At 45.6% G+C, this 18343-nt stretch carries 10 protein-coding genes; 1 reads left to right on the top strand and 9 read right to left on the bottom strand.

Annotated elements, in window-relative coordinates:
- Nucleotides 1-83: 83 nt before the first annotated feature.
- The 9 genes from asnS to rplM form a co-directional block, all read right to left on the bottom strand.
- Nucleotides 84-1517 carry an asparagine--tRNA ligase gene (gene asnS, locus LS482_RS06720; protein ID WP_233030982.1) on the bottom strand — a complete coding sequence of 478 codons (1434 nt, stop codon included), beginning with the start codon at nt 1515-1517 and terminating at the stop codon, nt 84-86.
- A gap of 557 nt (nt 1518-2074) precedes the next feature.
- Nucleotides 2075-4456 (bottom strand): efflux RND transporter permease subunit, encoded by a 2382-nt coding sequence (locus LS482_RS06715; protein ID WP_233030981.1) that lies wholly within the window; start codon nt 4454-4456, stop codon nt 2075-2077.
- A gap of 175 nt (nt 4457-4631) precedes the next feature.
- The gene (locus LS482_RS06710; RefSeq protein WP_233030980.1) at nt 4632-7160 is read right to left on the bottom strand and encodes a DUF5686 and carboxypeptidase-like regulatory domain-containing protein; all 2529 of its coding nucleotides are present in this window, start codon (nt 7158-7160) and stop codon (nt 4632-4634) included.
- A 105-nt stretch (nt 7161-7265) separates the two neighbouring features.
- Nucleotides 7266-7823 carry a ribosome recycling factor gene (gene frr, locus LS482_RS06705; protein ID WP_233030979.1) on the bottom strand — a complete coding sequence of 186 codons (558 nt, stop codon included), beginning with the start codon at nt 7821-7823 and terminating at the stop codon, nt 7266-7268.
- Nucleotides 7824-7864: 41 nt separating this feature from the next.
- Nucleotides 7865-8572: a UMP kinase gene (gene pyrH, locus LS482_RS06700; protein ID WP_233030978.1), complete on the bottom strand. Its 708-nt coding sequence runs from the start codon at nt 8570-8572 to the stop codon at nt 7865-7867.
- A 198-nt stretch (nt 8573-8770) separates the two neighbouring features.
- Complete coding sequence (gene tsf / locus LS482_RS06695) at nt 8771-9595, bottom strand: translation elongation factor Ts (RefSeq protein WP_233030977.1); 825 nt, start codon at nt 9593-9595, stop codon at nt 8771-8773.
- 104 nt (nt 9596-9699) lie between these two features.
- Nucleotides 9700-10572, bottom strand: a complete 873-nt coding sequence (gene rpsB / locus LS482_RS06690) for a 30S ribosomal protein S2 (RefSeq protein ID WP_233030976.1) — start codon at nt 10570-10572, stop codon at nt 9700-9702.
- Nucleotides 10573-10764: 192 nt separating this feature from the next.
- The gene (gene rpsI, locus LS482_RS06685) at nt 10765-11151 is read right to left on the bottom strand and encodes a 30S ribosomal protein S9 (RefSeq protein WP_233030975.1); all 387 of its coding nucleotides are present in this window, start codon (nt 11149-11151) and stop codon (nt 10765-10767) included.
- Nucleotides 11151-11606 carry a 50S ribosomal protein L13 gene (gene rplM, locus LS482_RS06680; RefSeq protein ID WP_233030974.1) on the bottom strand — a complete coding sequence of 152 codons (456 nt, stop codon included), beginning with the start codon at nt 11604-11606 and terminating at the stop codon, nt 11151-11153. The genes rpsI and rplM overlap by 1 nt, the downstream gene beginning before the upstream one ends.
- Nucleotides 11607-11927: 321 nt before the next feature.
- Between rplM and LS482_RS06675 the strand changes: the two genes are divergently transcribed.
- A complete protein-coding gene (locus tag LS482_RS06675; protein ID WP_233030973.1) occupies nt 11928-18329 on the top strand; it encodes an alpha-2-macroglobulin family protein in 6402 nt (2133 codons plus the stop codon).
- The last annotated feature ends 14 nt before the right edge of the window (nt 18330-18343 follow it).

Here is an 18343-nt window from a genome sequence, read left to right as displayed (position 1 = left end):
CCGTTCAAAGATTTTTCTCACAAAAAAGAAGCATGGAAAATCCCGGGCGGCAGAGTTTTTTCGGCCCGGGATTTAAAAAGATTTTAGAATTCTGCACTCTGTGGTGTCCTCGGAAAAGGGATCACATCCCGTATATTGGTCATTCCGGTGGCAAAGAGAACAAGTCTTTCAAAGCCGAGCCCGAAGCCGCTGTGTATCGCGGTACCGTATTTTCGAAGGTCGAGGTACCACCAGAGCTCCTTTTCATCAATGCCCATGGCCTTTACTTTTTCGAGCAGTACATCATACCGTTCTTCCCGTTGCGATCCGCCTACGATCTCGCCGATGCCGGGAAACAGGATATCCATGGCCCTTACTGTTTTGCCGTCGTCGTTCAGCCGCATGTAAAATGCTTTTATCTTGGCCGGATAATCAAACAGGATCACAGGACATTTAAAGTGTTTTTCCACCAGATAACGTTCGTGTTCACTTTGCAGGTCGGCACCCCATTCCTCAATGATATACTGGAACTTTTTCTTTTTGTTGGGCTTGCAGTTTTTGAGGATATCAATGGCCTCGGTATAGCTGACCCTTTTAAAATTGTTGTCCAGAACAAAATGAAGCTTTTCGGTAAGCGCCATGTCGCTTCTTTCGTTCTTGGGCTTGGTCTTTTCCTCGTCCAGAAGACGTTTTTCCAGGAATTCCAGGTCGTCCTTGCAATGTTCAAGAATGTAGCGAACGACGTATTTTATAAAGTCTTCGGCCAAGTCCATATTACCGTCAAGGTCCATGAAGGCCACTTCGGGTTCGATCATCCAGAATTCGGCCAGGTGTCGCGAAGTATTGGAGTTCTCCGCCCTGAAGGTAGGCCCGAAGGTATAAACCTTACCGAGAGACATGGCGTAGGCCTCGGCCTCCAGTTGTCCGGATACCGTCAGGTTGGTTTCCTTGCCGAAAAAATCTTCTTTGTAATTTACACTGCCATCGTCATTTAACGGAGGGTTTTTGGCATCGAGTGCGGTTACGCGAAACATTTCTCCTGCTCCCTCGGCATCACTACCTGTAATGATAGGCGTATTGACGTAGTTAAACCCGTTATGCTGAAAGTACCGGTGTACCGCAAACGACAGGGCGGAACGCACCCGCATAACGGCACCGAAGGTATTGGTACGGGTACGCAAATGGGCTTTTTCCCGGAGAAATTCCAAAGAGTGTTTTTTGGGTTGGATGGGGTACTCATCAGGATGAGAGTCGCCCAGTACATCCAACTGTTTTACCTGTATTTCTACTGTTTGTCCTTTTCCGGAGCTCTCTACAAGAGTACCTCTGATGTGCAGGGCTGCCCCTGTGGTGATACGTTTCAGGACATCTTCCGGGGTATCTTCAAAATCCACGACACACTGGATATTGTGTATGGTGGAACCGTCGTTGAGCGCTATAAAACGGTTGCTGCGGAATGTCCTTACCCATCCCTTGACATTTACTTCCTGTAACAACAGATCTTTAACAAGCAGGTCTTTTACACTGTACACCTTCATTTTTTTAATCTTCTTATCGATACGCTTTTTACCGGAGTAGTCGGTATCGTCCTTTTAAGAGGTCCCGGCCGGACAAAAACGTATGGCAATGCGGTTAATATCAGTTGGCAAATATAGGTGTTTTTAGGTGTTTTTTTAAAAGAATAACCGGCGATTAATAAAAACAAAAAGGGGATTTTTCCCCTTACCCATAACCGTTTGCCGTTATATTTTTGAAGTGCAATTAACAAGTTGAGTTATTTGTTTTAGGAAAAGTAGGTTTGGGGAAACCACAGAAACCTGTCGGCCCGCTCTGATTATGAAAATCGGGGTGTTATTCCGGCAGGTTTATTTGGTTAAAGATGATGCCCTAATGTGCCCGGGGATTATTTCTTTAGATGACGCAAAAATCCTTGTAATGTGTTGATCCGGAAATGAAAAGGTGTTATGTGTTGCAGGTTGCAAGTTAACATATCCGAAATCCGGGTAACAATACCTGAAGAACTCCGTGTAACATCTAACGATTTAAGATCTCAGTTTTTAATTCTTAGACCTTATAGTCTTAGGTCATACGTCTTTTATTTGTCTTTATCCGTTAAAACGTCAAAATTGGGTTCCTTGAGCACCTGTTTGTTGGCAATACTTTTTTCAAGTGATAATAATAATGATGGTAACAGAAGAAGGTTGGCCAGCATGGCAAACAGCAAGGTTGTGGAAACCAATCCGCCGAGGGCCACCGTTCCCCCGAAACTGGAGGTCATAAAAACGGAGAAACCGAAAAACAGGACAATGGAGGTATAGAACATGCTTACCCCGGTTTCCCGCAGTGCGGCAAAAACGGACCGTCGTATTTTCCAGCCGTTGCTAACCAGTTCCTGCCGGTATTTGGCCAGGAAATGAATGGTGTCGTCCACCGATATACCAAATGCAATACTGAAGACCAGAATGGTGGAAGGTTTGATGGGAATACCCAGAAAGCCCATAACTCCTGCAGTAATGATCAACGGGAACAGATTGGGCACGAGTGATATAATGATCATTTTAAAGGACCGGAACATATAAGCCATGAATATGGCAATGAGCAATATGGCCAGCGACAGGGAAATCACCAGGTTTTTAACCAGGTATTTGGTGCCTTTAAGGAATACCAGGGCTTTTCCTGTCATACTGACGTTGTAGCGTTCTTCCGGGAATACCTTGCTGATCTTAGTTTGTAACTGGCCCTGGATTTTTTCCATCCGGTCGGTTCCTATATCCTTCATAAACGTGGTAATACGTGCAATCTGTCCGGTAGAATCTACAAAACTCTTTAACAGGTCAACATTACCGGAAGACTTTTTGGCATAAGAAAGGATAAAATGATTTTCCTGGTTGGAAGGCAGTTGGTAATATGCAGGGTTTCCGTTGTAATAAGCCTGTTTGGAATATTTGACAAGGTTGACGACCGATATGGGCTTGGAAAGTCCGGGGGTTTCCGCGATAAGTTCTTCCAGTTCCTCCATTCTCCGGAGTGTGGATAGTTTCATTACTCCGTTTTTCCTCTTGGTATCGATCATGATTTCCAGCGGCATGATACCGTCAAATTCCTTTTCGAAAAAGCGGATGTCCTTAAAGAATTCAGTGTCCTTGGGCATGTCCTCAATGATACTTCCGGAGATTTTCATCTGGTATATACCGATAATACTGGCTACAAGAAGGATGAGTGAACATACGTAGATTTCTATCCGCTTGTGCCTGACCGTGTTTTCCATCCATTTTACAAATCCCCCGATCCAGCGCTTGTTCAGGTGTTTTAAGTGTCTCTTCTTCGGAAGTGACATAAAACTGTATATGACGGGGATGATCAACAGGGACAGGATAAAGATGGCCAGGATATTGATAGAGGCCACGATCCCGAACTCCTTCAGCAGTTTGCTTTCGGTAACAATAAAAGAAGCGAATCCTATGGCGGTTGTGGTATTCGTCATTAAGGTGGCGTTGCCGACCTTGGAAATTACCCGTTGGAGCGATTTGGCCTGGTTGCCGTGCTTTTTGACCTCCTGCTGGTATTTATTGATAAGGAAAATACAGTTCGGGATTCCTATGACAATGATCAACGGAGGGATAAGGGCCGTAAGTACAGTGATTTCATAGTGTAGCAATCCCAGTATACCGAAGGCCCACATCACCCCGATAATTACGACCACCATGGCGATAAGTGTGGCTCTGAACGAACGGAAAAAGAAAAAGAAGATCAGCGAGGTCACTCCCAGCGCGGCCAGAATAAATCCGCCGATCTCGTCAATGATGTTCTGGGAATTCAGTGTCCTGATGTACGGCATGCCCGACACGTGGACCTTGAGCCCGGTATTGCTTTCAAATTTTTCGACAAGCGGGATAAAATCGTTGAAAATAAAATCCTTCCGTACCGGGGTGTTAACAATTTCCTTGTCAATATATACTGCCGTACGGATGGTCTGGGTCTCTTTGTTGAAGAGCAGGCTTTCGTAAAAAGGAAGCTCGTGAAAGAGGTGTTTTTTAAGAGTGTCTATTGCTGCTCTCGATTCGGGTTCGTGGTCCAGAAAGGGTTTGAGTTCAAATTCCTCCTTTTCCGTGTTTTTTGCCAATTCCTTGAGATTGTCAGTAGAAACGACAAGGTCCACTTCCGGAAAAGCATTGAGCTGTTTGCTTAGTTTGTTCCACAGGTTAAAATTATGCGGATTAAACAAAGCAGAGTCCTGAACACCAATAACGATGAGGTTGCCTTCCTCTCCGAAAGTTTCCAGGAATTTATTGTACTCTACATTTACCGGGTGGTGATCGGGGAGCAGGTTAGCCTCGGTATAGGTAAACCGCATGTTTTTCCACTGTACGGCCAGAAAAACCGTAATACCTGTAATGATGAGGAGTATTAAGATTCTGTTCCGGAGAATTATTCGGGCGACCCTTTCCCAAAAGCCTTTACTGATCCAAGCAACCATCTTGTTTTTTTAACTCGGCAAAGGTAAGAAATTAGCACAGAACAGCACCTTAAGTTTTTGTTAGAAACGGGAGTTGGGGAGTTTTTGAGTTCGGAATTGGTAAGGAATACTGGAAAAAGTGTGCTCAACCCCGGGAACCCGAACACCAAACTAAATGACTGAAAACGATCACTGATCAAAACCCGAGGCTCAGGTAGTAAGTAAATTTGAAGGATATGTTATCGTCAAAATGGGGTAAACGATAAGGCCCGTAGCGATACATGGCGCTGAGGCCAAATCCCTTGAATATCTTGTTGAGTTCGAATCCGCTTTCCAGGTAGCCCTTGTTCAGGGATTTGAAATCCAGGCCGATGTGTTTTTCGGTATGGGTAACGCTTCCTATGGCAAAACGGGAGATGAGAACCATTTCCGGCCTTATTTTTCCAATAAGCCTGAATCGGTTGAAATGGTGTTTTAGCTGGAACATGGCGTAGCGGTCCGAGAAAAATTCGTTGAAATACATGGTTTCGAAACTGTCCCTTCCGGCAACGGAAAATCGCTGCAGGATAGCATCTCCGTCGGGTTGGTTGGGAGAGGCGTGATAGAGATGTGTAACGGGGATGTCGCCATAAGCAAGACCTCCCTTGACCAGGAAGCTGGTACTGCTGCGGTTAGGATGTTTGATCTGGTGCATGGCGCGGAAATCGATTTTCGTAAAATCAAAATCACTTTCGAGCAGGTTTCTGAAGCTTCTGGTGACCTGGAAGGTGAGGTTGGGGTAATTGTTCTTCATCGTAGCTTTGCCGTGCCTGGTTTGCATATAACGGCTGAACGGGTTCCATTGCAGTGCAAGGGTAACCTCGGAAAGTTTGAAATCGTGGTAGGATGTGCCGTTATTGACGAAGCGATAATCGTATGTAGGTGCAATATTGCTCTGGCTGAATTGCAATTTGGCCCCGATCTTTGCCGTGATGTCGTGCTCCATATAGGCACTGGTCTTACGGGTTTTGTGCAGCATGGTAATATTGAATAACCGGGGTTCGAACAGGGAAAAGCTTCTCGCTTCGTTAATGAATTCGGAGCTCCCCGTTTCGATGAGGTCGTCCATATACGAGGCGCCTACCCAGGTATTGGTCATTTTTGCCAGGCGTGCCGCAGCACCTATACCAAATTTTATCTTTTTATCCTTGGTGCCGTAAACACTATATCCCTTTAGCCTGTATTTTGAGGAAAAGTCGGTATTGGTTATGGCGCCTATCCCCAGGCGAAACCCTTCGTAATTATTGTATTTCAACAGGTAGCGAAGGTCCAGATCCACGTATTTCAGGGGATAATAGCCTTTTAATAGCTTCCGGGCGAGATTTACCTTCCGTTCCACCTTATTGGCTTGGGCAATACTGTCTACCACAACATAGGTTTCTTTTCCGCGTGAAGTCAGGGGCTCTTTGCGGTAAGTGCGCCAGAAATCTTCACTCTGCCGATGGGCACTATCGGTAATTTGCAGGGCTATGCCCCGTCCTTTGATTTCTACGGGGGTATTGAGGGAAATGTCGAAGTTCTCTTCCCGGCTTATGAAATGCATGAGTTTGGACACATCCTGGCGTGAACTTGTTATGTCTGAAGAATCCTTGTTTTTTTCTTCCGGTCCGGTATAGGAACTGCCGAGTATCGCAATGCCGTTGTCATTTTCACCACGGACGATCTTGACCTGTTTGGATAATGGGAACCACAGGTTTTCGGCCGGAAAATATTCAAACGTCTGGGAAGCACTGATGTCGATAACGGCTTTTAGCTGGGCAACGGCCTTTTGTAGTGCATAAGATTCGGTATCTATGTAGAGTACTCCTTCCATACCGGCGGTTTTTCCGTTTTCCCTCGGGTAATAATAGATCATGTAGGCCGGTCTTTGGTTACGGCTGTTGGGCACGGTGTCCAGTATACGGTAACGGTAAGTGCCGGGGCCGCGTTTTCCGATGGGGTTGGGGTAATTGGTGCCGAAAATGGTATAGCTGTTCTGATAAAAGGAAAATGATTGCATCTGCAAGGCGATCAATTCGTAAACAGGTTCCTTAAACCCCGCCATCTTTGTAGCAAGGATGGTCTCTCTTCTCCCTTTTTGTTGGTTGTAAACGTATTCGGACACCTTTTCTGAAATGTAAAGGTGGGATCGGGACAACTGTTTTTTCAGTTCGTAGTTGGTGGAGTCCAGTTTTACGAATTCCTTTTTGCCGTTGTTTTCTTTGAAAAGCGAATCTACCGTACCGTTTATGGAATCCGGGTTGGCCGTAACCACCAGTTTGTTATAGGCATGGAATTTAAAGCTGTTCAGGGCCTCTTCAGGATCGTTGTCGGGCCGCTTCCTCATGGCTTTTTTTATGATGCCAAGAGCCGGATTTTCACCGCCGGTGACAATCACTTCCTGGAGTTTTTCAGGAGTCTCCTCAAGGCCAACGGAGTAGAAGGCTTTTTCAGGGTTTACCTGTACCGTTTTCCTGTGATATCCTATGTAGGAGAAAGTAAGGTCATGTATTTCCCCTTCCCGGTTGTCAATTTCAAACTTTCCGTCCGCATCGGTAATGGCACCCTTTCCGTTGTCTGTGATGATATTGGCAAAAGGAAGGGGAGCCCCGGTCTTTTGATCCCGAACCACACCGGAAAGGATTTCCTGTGAAAAGCATACGAAAGGGATCAGAAAAATAAAAAAGAGGAGTAGCGGCTTTTTCATCAAAAAACACATATTTTATATTCGATAACGAATTAAAAACGGTAATGTTACAAAAAAAATGCCCACATTATGCGGGCATCTCAAAAAAATTATGGGAAGTTTAACTTAAACCGTCATGATTTCCTTTTCTTTTACGACGAGGAAATCGTCTACCCTTTTGATATAGTCGTCTGTAAGTTCCTGGATGTCTACTTCGGCATTGTTCCTGATATCTTCGGAGGCATCTTCCAGTTTTTTCACTTCCTTGTTGGCGTCTTGCCGGGCAGCGCGGATGCTTACCTTGGCCTCTTCCGCTTCTCCCTTGGCCTGTTTTACAAGTTGCCGCCTCCGTTCTTCGGTAAGGGGCGGTACATTAATAATGATAGTGTCCCCGTTGTTCATGGGGTTAAATCCGATGTTAGCCACAATGATGGCTTTTTCTATGGGTTGCAGCATGGCTTTTTCCCAGGGCTGTATGGAGATGGTCCTGGCATCGGGAGTGTTGACGTTGGCCACCTGGTTTAACGGTGTCTGTGAACCGTAATAGTCGACAAACACGCTTCCTACCATGGACGGACTGGCTTTTCCTGCCCGTATATTGGAAAATTCTTTTTCCAGGTGAGCGATGGCGCCGTCCATGGCTTCCTTGGCAGTGTCTAATATAAAATCGATCTCTTCGTTCATGACTGTTGATTTTATGTTGGTTGTACGTTTCCCGCGGGAGGTTAGAGGTTAACCTTGGTCCCCACGTTTTCGCCGGAAACTACCTTGAGGAGGTTTCCTTTTTTGTTCATATCAAAAACAATAATGGGCAATTCGTTTTCCTGGCTCAGGGTAAATGCCGTGGTATCCATGACTTTCAGTCCTCTTTTTAATACATCGTCAAAAGAGATAAAATCGAATTTGGTGGCACTTTTGTCTTTTTCGGGGTCTGAGGTATAAATTCCGTCAACCCTGGTGCCTTTCAGAATCACATTGGCGTTTATTTCTACGGCACGGAGCACTGCGGCCGAATCGGTAGTGAAGTAAGGGTTACCGGTTCCCCCGCCGAAAATGACCACTCTTCCTTTTTCGAGGTGGCGAATGGCTCTCCTTCGTATAAAAGGTTCGGCTACTTCATTGATCTTTATGGCAGACTGGAGCCTGGTCTGTACACCTACATTTTCCAGTGCGCTCTGAAGGGCGAGACCATTGATGACCGTAGCGAGCATTCCCATATGATCGCCCTGTACCCTGTCCATGCCGTTGCTGGCACCAGCTACGCCCCGGAAAATATTCCCTCCTCCGATGACAATGGCCACTTGTACATCCTTTTTCACAATCTCTTTAATATCTTCTGCATATTCCGCGAGGCGTTTAGGGTCTATTCCGTATTGCCGTTCTCCCATTAATGCCTCGCCACTTAGTTTCAGGAGGATTCTCTTGTATTGCATAATTTTTCGGATGAGTTGTGTGCAAATATAAGGATAATCTCAAATTAAGAAAGTGAAAATTGAAACGTATGAGATATTGGCCATTTGGCCCGGGGTTGCAGGCGGGAGGTGAAAAGTGGGGGCAGGGAATATTAAAAAAGCCGTGCAATATCCCTGGGACATGCACGGCTTTTTATGCGTATTTCGGATGGGATTGGCTTATCCTAAAGCCACCCTTTTAAATCCTGTTATGGTAAGTTCGCCGTTAACGGATTTTACGTAGTCGGACACACTTACTTTGCTGTCTTTGATATAGGCCTGGTTGACCAGGGTATTATCTTTAAAGAAGCGTTTTAATTTACCTTTGGCAATATTGTCAAGCATGGCCTCCGGTTTTCCTTCGGCCCGCAGCTGATCTTTGGCAATTTCTATTTCCTTGTCGATCACGGATTGATCTACACCATCTTCATTCAAGGCAATAGGATTCATGGCAGCGGCCTGCATAGCCACATTTTTTGCGGTTTCTTCCGCACCGTCCACGTTGGCCGACAATCCTACCAGGGTAGCGATCTTATTGCCTGCGTGGATATAAGAGCCTACAAACGGAGCTTTGATGGATTCAAAACCACCGATCTCGATCTTTTCACCTATCACACCGGTTTGTTCGGTAAGTTTTTCTTCAACCGTAATTCCGTTGTAGTCGGCTTTGAGGAAATCTTCCTTGGAAGCGTAGTTCAACGCCATTTCGGCCAGATCGGTAGCCAGTTTTACAAAAGATTCGTTTTTGGCAACGAAGTCGGTTTCGCAATTCAGGGAAACGACTACACCTTGTGTGGCGTCACTGTTTACCCTTGCGATAACAGCACCTTCGGTAGATGCCCTGTCGGCACGGTTGGCAGCTACTTTCTGTCCTTTTTTGCGGAGTACTTCTATCGCTTTGTCAAAATCGCCTTCGGCTTCTACCAATGCTTTTTTACAGTCCATCATACCAGCACCGGTAGCTTGTCTCAGTTTATTAACTTCTGCGGCTGTGATGTTTGCCATTTCTTTCTCGTTTTATTTTGAGTAATATTACTGGTTGACCCGGAATACGGACAAATCTACCATATCCCTTTTACGCTGTCAATACCTCAATATTAATTTTAGGTTTAATTTTCTTTGTTGCTTTCGGCAGCTTCTGATTTTTTTTCAGTCTCTGTCTCTTCTTTAGCTGCAGGCTGTTCAGGCTTTGCGGCTTTTTCGCTCTTTGCAGTGTCTTCGCTTTTTGTAGCTTCTTCACTTTTGGCGGTCTCTTTTTCTGCTTTTGCAGCTTCTTTTTCCGCTCTTTCCGCCTTTCTTTCCGAAAGCCCTTCGGCAACTGCGTCGGTTACGTGAGACAGGATTTTTTCGATGGATTTGGAAGCGTCGTCGTTAGACGGAATAACATACTCCACATCTCTCGGGTCAGAGTTGGTGTCCACCATTGCGAATATTGGAATGTTTAATTTCTGCGCTTCTTTCACAGCGATGTGTTCACGCATGGTGTCTACGATAAACAATGCTCCCGGAAGACGTGTCATGTCTGCAATTGAACCGAGTTGTTTTTCCAGTTTGGCCCTTAAACGGTCTACCTGTAAACGTTCTTTTTTGGAGAGGGTATTGAACGTGCCGTCCTTTTTCATTTTATCGATGGAGGCCATCTTTTTTACGGCTTTCCGGATGGTCACGAAGTTGGTGAGCATTCCGCCGGGCCATCTTTCCGTAATGTAGGGCATGTTAACGGCACCTGCTTTGTCGGCAACAATGTCTTTGGCCTGTTTTTTAGTAGCTACGAAGAGTATTTTTCTTCCGGAAGCCGCTATTTTTTTGAGGGCTTCTCCGGCCTCATCGATCTTGGCCGCTGTCTTGTACAGGTTAATTACGTGAATACCATTGCGCTCCATATAAATATAGGGAGCCATGTTCGGGTTCCATTTCCTGGTGAGGTGGCCAAAGTGCACACCTGCTTCTAATAAGTCTTTTACATCTATTTTACTTGCCATTTTCGTAATAGTTTACGTTCCGTTGAGTTAGCAATGCTGAAGTGGCTCCGTCCGGAGGCCTCCATCATTTGGATGCTAAACTAATTTCCCAGTTGGTCCGGGACAACAACAACTTGGTTTTTTAAAAATACCGCTGCCGGCAACTCCGGTTTTGGTATGAACATAATTGCGGATAAAATATCCTGAAAAAAATTAACGCTTGGAGAACTGGAATTTCTTACGGGCTTTTTTCTGACCGTATTTTTTACGTTCTACCATTCTCGGGTCCCTGGTGAGCAAACCTTCCGGTTTAAGGGTAGTCCTGTTTTCAACGTCCACTTCGCAAAGTGCCCTGGAAATAGCCAGGCGTACGGCTTCTGCCTGTCCTGTGCTGCCTCCGCCATATACGTTTACCTTGATGTCAAAGTTATCTGCCGTACTGGTGAGGTTCAAAGGCTGTTTTACCTTGTACTGTAAAGTAGGAGTGGGAAAATAAGTGTTGAATTCTTTTTTGTTGACAGTAATGTTTCCGCTTCCGGGTGAAACATATACACGTGCAACTGCAGTTTTTCTCCTGCCGATTTTGTGAATTACTTCCATTACTTCAGCTCGTTTAAGTTAATTGCAGTAGGTTTTTGCGCTTCTTGTTTGTGTTCTGCCCCTGCATATACTTTAAGGTTGCGGAACAATGCAGCACCCAGTTTGTTTTTGGGCAGCATTCCCTTAACAGATTTTTCGATCAGGCGGATCGGGTCTTTTTCGAAAAGTTCCCTGGCGTTCAGCGAGCGCTGACCACCCGGATAACCCGTGTGGCGAATGTATTGTTTCGCCTCCCATTTGTTCCCTGTCAAATTGATTTTTTCTGCATTGATAATAACAACATTATCTCCACAGTCCACATGCGGGGTGTAATTTGGCTTGTACTTACCTCTCAGAATCTTTGCTACTTTAGAGGCAAGACGCCCTAACGTCTCTCCTTCGGCATCTACAAGGACCCACTGTTTGTCGACAGTTGCCTTGTTGGCCGAGATGGTTTTGTAGCTTAACGTGTTCACACTAATTTTTTTAAATTAAACATTCCATTCCCAATAAATGGGGTGCAAATGTACAACTATAAATCGTAATAACAAACACCCGGATATTATTATTTTGAAGTGGATAATCGTTTGGTTTTCATTGAGGTAATCACATGATTACGGTAAATTGATCACATGGTGTATCACAGTTGGATTATGTAGGTTTTCTATGGCATATTATTTGATATTTTCAAATAAATTGCAGATTTAAAGCCGTATTTTTAAAAAAACTAAACGACAAATATAAAATTACTTCTTCGGATACCGACCTGATGAAGTAAGGAATAAAGACAGTTTTATATGAGAACATATCTATTTTACATGGCCGTTATTTTGTGTACTTCCCTGACGGCTCAGGAATTCCCTTATGACAAAAAGTGGAAAGCGATCGAAAAACAGGAAACGGAAGGCCTGCTGAAAAGTACGCTTCCGGCTGTAAACGAAATTTACGAGGCGGCAAGGAAAGAGGGGAATACCATACAGCGTATTCGTGCACTGCTCTATCGAGGCAAGATTGCCGTGATCACCGATGACGACGATGAGGTTCAGTTAAAGGTCATAAAGGATTTTGAAAAGGAAATCACTTTGGCTTCGGGAGCGGAGAAAAACCTCCTGCAATCCATGCTGGCCGAAACACTTTACAGTTATTACCGGAACAATCGCTGGACGATAAACGAACGTACCCGTCTGGAGGAAGCCACTACGGAAGATTTTCGTTTCTGGAGTGAAAATATCTTTGACGAACAGGCCACGGCACTTTATCTCCGCTCCGTGGAGAATGCGGGCGAATTGAAGGAACAACCTGTTGCGGAATGGGAAGAAATACTTGAGGAGAAGGAATGGAGCTACGTTTATACCGAAAAAAAAGCAGGGGATAAAGCTAAAAGATCAAAAGACGACCGGCTGGAGAAAGGAAGGGAGCTTCGTCCCACACTTTATGACCTTATCGCACACAGGGCCATCGACTTTTTCAGGGATCAGCCCGATGTCTTTCTGCGAAAGTTTTCCGGGGATGCGGATGTGAAGACCAAAAAGGAAAAAGCATCAGGCCTGCTCCGGGAACTGGTAGATTTTCATAAGGAAAAGGGAAATGCAGATGCACAACTGTATAATGCACTGGAAATTCTGAAAACAGATAAAGAAGGGTATGATACGGCTTCTTATATAAACGAACTGAAAAAACTTTCCCGGACTTATCCAAAAGCCTGGTATACCGGTGAGGTGTTGCTGGAACTGGCCCGTTTTTACAGGGAACAGGCCGGACGGGAAGCAAAGGACAATTTTAATGCGAAAAAAGTGTGGTATGATAAGGTGCTGACACTTGCTTCGAAAATTGAGGAAAACTATGCGAAAACCCATGCAGCGGGGGAAGCGGCCCGGCTTCGGCAAGGGATTCTTGCCGGAGACTTTTCCATTCAGGTCGAAACTTATATCCCTTCCGGACAATACAATCCGTTGTCGGTTACACATAAAAACCTGGACCGGATCTATTTTAAAGTATTGAAATTCACCCCTGAGCTCAATGATTTTTTTCAGAACCCCGTAAATGAGATCCGCTATGCCAAAGAAGCGGATAAACAAAAAATACTGGACGGACTGTTGCGAAAATACCCGGAAGAAAAGACATTCAACCTTTCCCTGAAAACAGTTGACGATTACCAGAACCATACTACTACAGCAGCCCTGGAATCACTACCTGTAGGAAGTTATATTGTACTGGCATCGAATCATCCGGATTTTGAGGTAGAAAGTGAAGCGTTTATCCTGAAATCCGAGCTTGTTAATGTAACAGATTACAGCATAGTGGGTAACGGCGAGGAATTGCTGGTCACGGATAGGAAGGACGGCCACCCCAAAGCGGATAAAACTGTTGAAGTCTATGAGAGGGATCACAAGAGATTAAGGCTGGCGAAGTCGCTTAAAACCGATATCGCCGGAAAAGCGAACACAAATTTCGGAAAGCAGCGATACCACAGGTATTACTACCGTATAAAAGGGGAAGATGTTTTTTATGATCAATATAGCTATAGAGGCTATACGGATTATGAGAGGAAATCCACTTACCATACCCGGTTTTTTACGGACCGGTCCATATATCGGCCGGGACAGACGGTTTATTTTAAAGCTGTTCATTACGAACAATACCCGGATGAGAAAAGAAAGGTTATTGAAAATGCAGAGCTGGGAATAGAATTATCTGATCCCAACAATAACAGCGCAGGAAAACTGGAACTTACTACTAACCAATTCGGATCGGTATCCGGAGAGTTTGTTCTCCCCACCGGGGGCATTACCGGAATATTTACACTTGAAGACGATTTCGGAAATACATATACTATCAGCGTGGAAGAATACAAACGCCCCCGTTTTGAGGTAGTGTTCGACACCATTAAGGAAACTTTCCGTCTCGGGGAAGAAATAACTGCCGGGGCAAAGGCACAGGCCTATTCCGGGGCCGGTATTGATAATGCCAAAGTGGTGTATCGTGTGTACCGTCAGGCAGTATATCCCTATCTTCCTTGGTGGAGGCGGCAATATATAAGCCCCGAACCCAGGGAGGAGATCACTCACGGCGAAACCACTACGGATGCGGAAGGTAATTTTAAAGTTCCGTTTGAAGCCAGAATACCATCCCGCCCGGCTTCTTCCGGAAAGAAAAAAGACCCCCGTACATATACATATACCGTAGAGGCGGATGTAACCGACATTAACGGGGAAACCCGGTCGGGCAGCCAGGGTATTACGGTGGGCGATCTGCGTTATACACTTCGGCTGGACATCCCTGCGAGGGTGGAATGGGACCAGTTGAAAAGCATCGGCATTCGTACCGAAAATCTTAACGGACAGTTTACACCGGCCCGGGGAGAACTCACATTGACTAAAATTAACCCACCGGACCGGGTGTTAAGGGAAAGCCCCTTGCCGGAAGGCGATTATGAACTGTACGACAGGGAAGAATACATCAGAATGTTCCCCAACGACCCGTATGCCAAGGAAAACAGGAAGGAAAACTGGCAAAAAGAACCTCCGGTTGTATCGGTGAATTTTGATACGGGACAGAAAAAAGAGGTTGACGCAGCACCCGGTAAAAACTGGAAAGAAGGCTATTACCTGCTAAAAGGGCATATCCGGGATGGGCAGGATACCATCCCCGCCGAACAACTGGTGTATCTTTATAAAAAGAAAAAGAACAGCCCGGTTGACAAAGAACTTTTTTCGGTAACAACGGATAAAGACAGTTACGAACCCGGAGATACCGCACGCATTACATTTGCCTCTTCCGCACCGGACGCAGTTGTAGTGGCCGAACTGGAATATGACGGAGATATCGTAAAAAGGGAAGCACTGGAATTGGATAATGATGTCAATACCTTTTCGTTTCCCGTTAAAGAAAGTTACCGGGGCAATGTATTTGTGCATTATTACTTCGGTAAGTACAATACCGCTCAACAAGGTACCGTGACGGTTACCGTTCCCGTTGAGGAAAATAAACTGGATATTACCGTAGGTACCATGCGTGATAAACTCCGGCCCGGTGACGAAGAAACCTGGGAGCTTACCGTAAGCGGAGAAGGCAAAGATGCTTTCCTGGCGAGGCTGGCCACCAACGGCACTGAAGTACTTGCCACTATGTACGACGCTTCCCTGGACCAGTTCAAACCACACAATATCAACTGGTCACCTTACCGTGAACTGGTACGGCAGTCCGAACATCGCGACTGGAACCTCAGTACAGGCTATGGCACCACATCGTTTTCCCGGGTAATCCGAAAATCCCTGCCCCTGCCGGAAAGCGTGGACGCTCCGCTTTTTGACCGGATCAACTGGTTTGGTTTTGATATTGACGGAAGAAGAGGGCAAAATCTTTATGTTCATCGTTTGAACGCCCGTCTTCATTTAGACCGGATATTGAAAACCAAAACACAACAGGCCAGAGAAAAACTAAAAGAAACCCGACATTTGGTAGGTGGATTTGTAATCGGTCAGGATGGAAAATCTCTTCCCGGGGTAAACGTGATGATAGAGGGAACATCAACTGGAGTTTCAGCAGATATTCACGGCTTTTATACTATTGAAGCCGAAGCCGAACAGGTTTTGGTATTTAGTTATATAGGGATGAAAACACGAAAAGTAACGGTAAGTCCGGGGACTAAAATCTTTAATGTTGTTTTGGAAGAAGACAGTGCTTCTCTGGATGAGGTTGTAATCACCGGTTACGGAACCCGGAAACAAATGGTTAAAGGAGAGGTTGCGAACATGGTTGCTGATGATGCTGAATTGGAAGAATCTGTACTTGAAATGAAATCCTCTGAACCGGCACCTCCTGCACCTGAGGATGAGGCAGGAGAATCTTCTTCCCGTGACCTTTCATCCGTACAACCCCGAAGGGCCCTTCAGGAAGCCGCCTTTTTCTTTCCGTACCTTAAAACAGACAAGGACGGCAATGTGAAAATAAGCTTTACTACCCCCGAAAGCCTGACGGAGTGGAAATTCATGGCCCTTGCACATACCCCTGAACTCGAGACAGCCAATTACGAGGCCAGTGTCCGTACCCGGAAAGAACTGATGGTCGTACCCAATCCTCCACGGTTTTTAAGGGAAGGCGATACGATTGAATTTCAGACCAAGGTGATCAATCTCTCGGATAAGGAACTTTCCGGGAACGCGCAGTTGCTCCTTTTCGATGCCTTCACTATGCAACCGGTGGATGCGGATTTCGAGAATACGGAAAACAACAGGGAATTTACAGCTGTTCAGGGACAAAGTGCCAACATGATCTGGAAATTAAAAATTCCGGAAGACAGGCAGGCTGTAGTGTACCGGGTGGTAGCCAAGGCAGGAGATTATTCGGACGGGGAAGAATCGGCGCTTCCCGTGCTTACCAATCGCATGATGGTTACAGAAACCCTGCCCGTACATATCCGGGAAGGTCAGGAAAAAACGTTTAAACTGGAAAAACTTGTGGAAACCGGCTCGGCCACAAGGGAAAATTTCAGGCTTACTTTTGAAATGACCACCAATCCGGTCTGGTATGCTATTTTCTCGTTGCCATACCTCAGGGAATTTCCTTACGAATGTTCTGAACAGGTGTTTTCCCGGCTTTACGGTAACCTGATTTCCCAGCACCTTGTCAATTCCAACCCGAAAATAAAAGCGGTCTTTGACGACTGGAACCGTAAAGGAGAACTTAAATCAAAACTGGAACTTAACCAGGAACTGAAATCCCTCCTGCTGGAAGAAACACCATGGGTGCGCCAGGCCGCGGACGAAAGTGAGCAAATGAAGCGGATTGCCGTGCTGTTCGACCTGAACAAGATGCGGAATGAGTTGGAAGGCACCTTCCGGAAACTGGAAAACAAACAGTTGTCTTCCGGCGGTTTCCCCTGGTTTGACGGGGGTGATGCAAATGTTTACATTACTACTCATGTTATTTCGGGTTTTGGTCACCTCGGAGCGATGGGCATCGATTACAAAGGGAATTTTGATATCCGTCCCGCCGGAATGATCATGAGGGCCATAAAATTTGTAGATGATAAAATGAAAGAACAATGGGATCGCTATAAGAAGAACAAAAAATATGCGCCTTCACTCCACAACGGGGTATACTGGATGTATGCCCGTAGTTATTTTCTGAAGGAATATCCCCTTGATAAAGAAGGAAAGGAAATCGCGAATTATTTCCTGAAGGAACTGGAAAAGGAAAAATTTGATAAATCCCGGTATTACCAGGCTATGCTGTCGCTGGTATTTCACCGTTTCGGTAAGGATGGTCCGGCAAGGCAATTGTTACTTTCCGTAAAGGACCAGGCGGTGGAAAGCGATGAAATGGGGATGTACTGGAAAGATAACCGTCCGGGATGGTATTGGTATAATGCACCTGTAGAAACGCAGGCACTGCTCATCGAGGCTTTTGATGAGGTATTGCAGGATACGGAAAGTGTGGAACTGATGAAAGTATGGCTCCTTAAGAACAGGCAAACCAATCGCTGGGCATCTACCAAGGCCACTACCGAGGCGGTTTTTGCACTGATGAGCACCGGCAGGGACTGGGTGAATGTGGAGGGCGGACTGGATGTAAGCCTGGGAGGTGAAAAACTGGACATCACAAAACTGGAAGGACAGCAAAAAGGAAGCGGTTATGTGAAGACCACCTGGAATAAAGAGGAAATAAAACCCGAAATGGGCACGGTGAAAGTAAAGAAAACTTCGCCCGGTGTGGTCTGGGGTGCACTGTACTGGCAGTACTTCGAAGACCTGGATAAGATCACTTCCGCAGAAACAGGAGTGCGTTTCAAAAAGGAACTCTTCCTGAAAAAGCTGACGGCTGACGGCCCGGAATTACAGCGAATTACCGAAAACACCCCGATAGAAGTTGGTGACCTTGTTACCGTTCGTCTCGAAATAAAGAACGACCGGGATATGGAATTTGTATATATCAAGGACATGCGGGCCAGTGGTTTTGAACCTGTGAATGTGCTCTCCGGATACCGGTGGCAGGGCGGATTGGGATATTATGAAAGTACCCGTGATGCCGCCGAAAATTTCTTTGCCGACCGCATGCCGAAGGGAGTATATGTTTTTGAATATGACCTCCGTGCCAATAATACTGGCAGTTTTTCAAATGGAATTACTTCCCTGCAATGCATGTATGCCCCGGAAATGAGTGCACATTCCGAAGGGATAAGGGTAAATATAAAGTGATGGTAAAAGGCTTG

Source organism: Sinomicrobium kalidii (genome assembly GCF_021183825.1).
Taxonomy (GTDB): Bacteria; Bacteroidota; Bacteroidia; order Flavobacteriales; family Flavobacteriaceae; genus Sinomicrobium; species Sinomicrobium kalidii.
The sequence above is the reverse complement of the archived record's forward strand: the minus strand, read 5'-3'. Positions and strand labels throughout refer to the sequence as shown.

Excerpts from the sequence above, each read along its gene's own strand:
- asnS (WP_233030982.1), bottom strand. The coding sequence starts at position 1,517 with ATGAAGGTGTACAGTGTAAAAGACCTGCTTGTTAAAGATCTGTTGTTA.
- LS482_RS06715 (WP_233030981.1), bottom strand. The coding sequence starts at position 4,456 with ATGGTTGCTTGGATCAGTAAAGGCTTTTGGGAAAGGGTCGCCCGAATA.
- LS482_RS06710 (WP_233030980.1), bottom strand. The coding sequence starts at position 7,160 with ATGAAAAAGCCGCTACTCCTCTTTTTTATTTTTCTGATCCCTTTCGTA.
- frr (WP_233030979.1), bottom strand. The coding sequence starts at position 7,823 with ATGAACGAAGAGATCGATTTTATATTAGACACTGCCAAGGAAGCCATG.
- pyrH (WP_233030978.1), bottom strand. The coding sequence starts at position 8,572 with ATGCAATACAAGAGAATCCTCCTGAAACTAAGTGGCGAGGCATTAATG.
- tsf (WP_233030977.1), bottom strand. The coding sequence starts at position 9,595 with ATGGCAAACATCACAGCCGCAGAAGTTAATAAACTGAGACAAGCTACC.
- rpsB (WP_233030976.1), bottom strand. The coding sequence starts at position 10,572 with ATGGCAAGTAAAATAGATGTAAAAGACTTATTAGAAGCAGGTGTGCAC.
- rpsI (WP_233030975.1), bottom strand. The coding sequence starts at position 11,151 with ATGGAAGTAATTCACAAAATCGGCAGGAGAAAAACTGCAGTTGCACGT.
- LS482_RS06675 (WP_233030973.1), top strand. The coding sequence starts at position 11,928 with ATGAGAACATATCTATTTTACATGGCCGTTATTTTGTGTACTTCCCTG.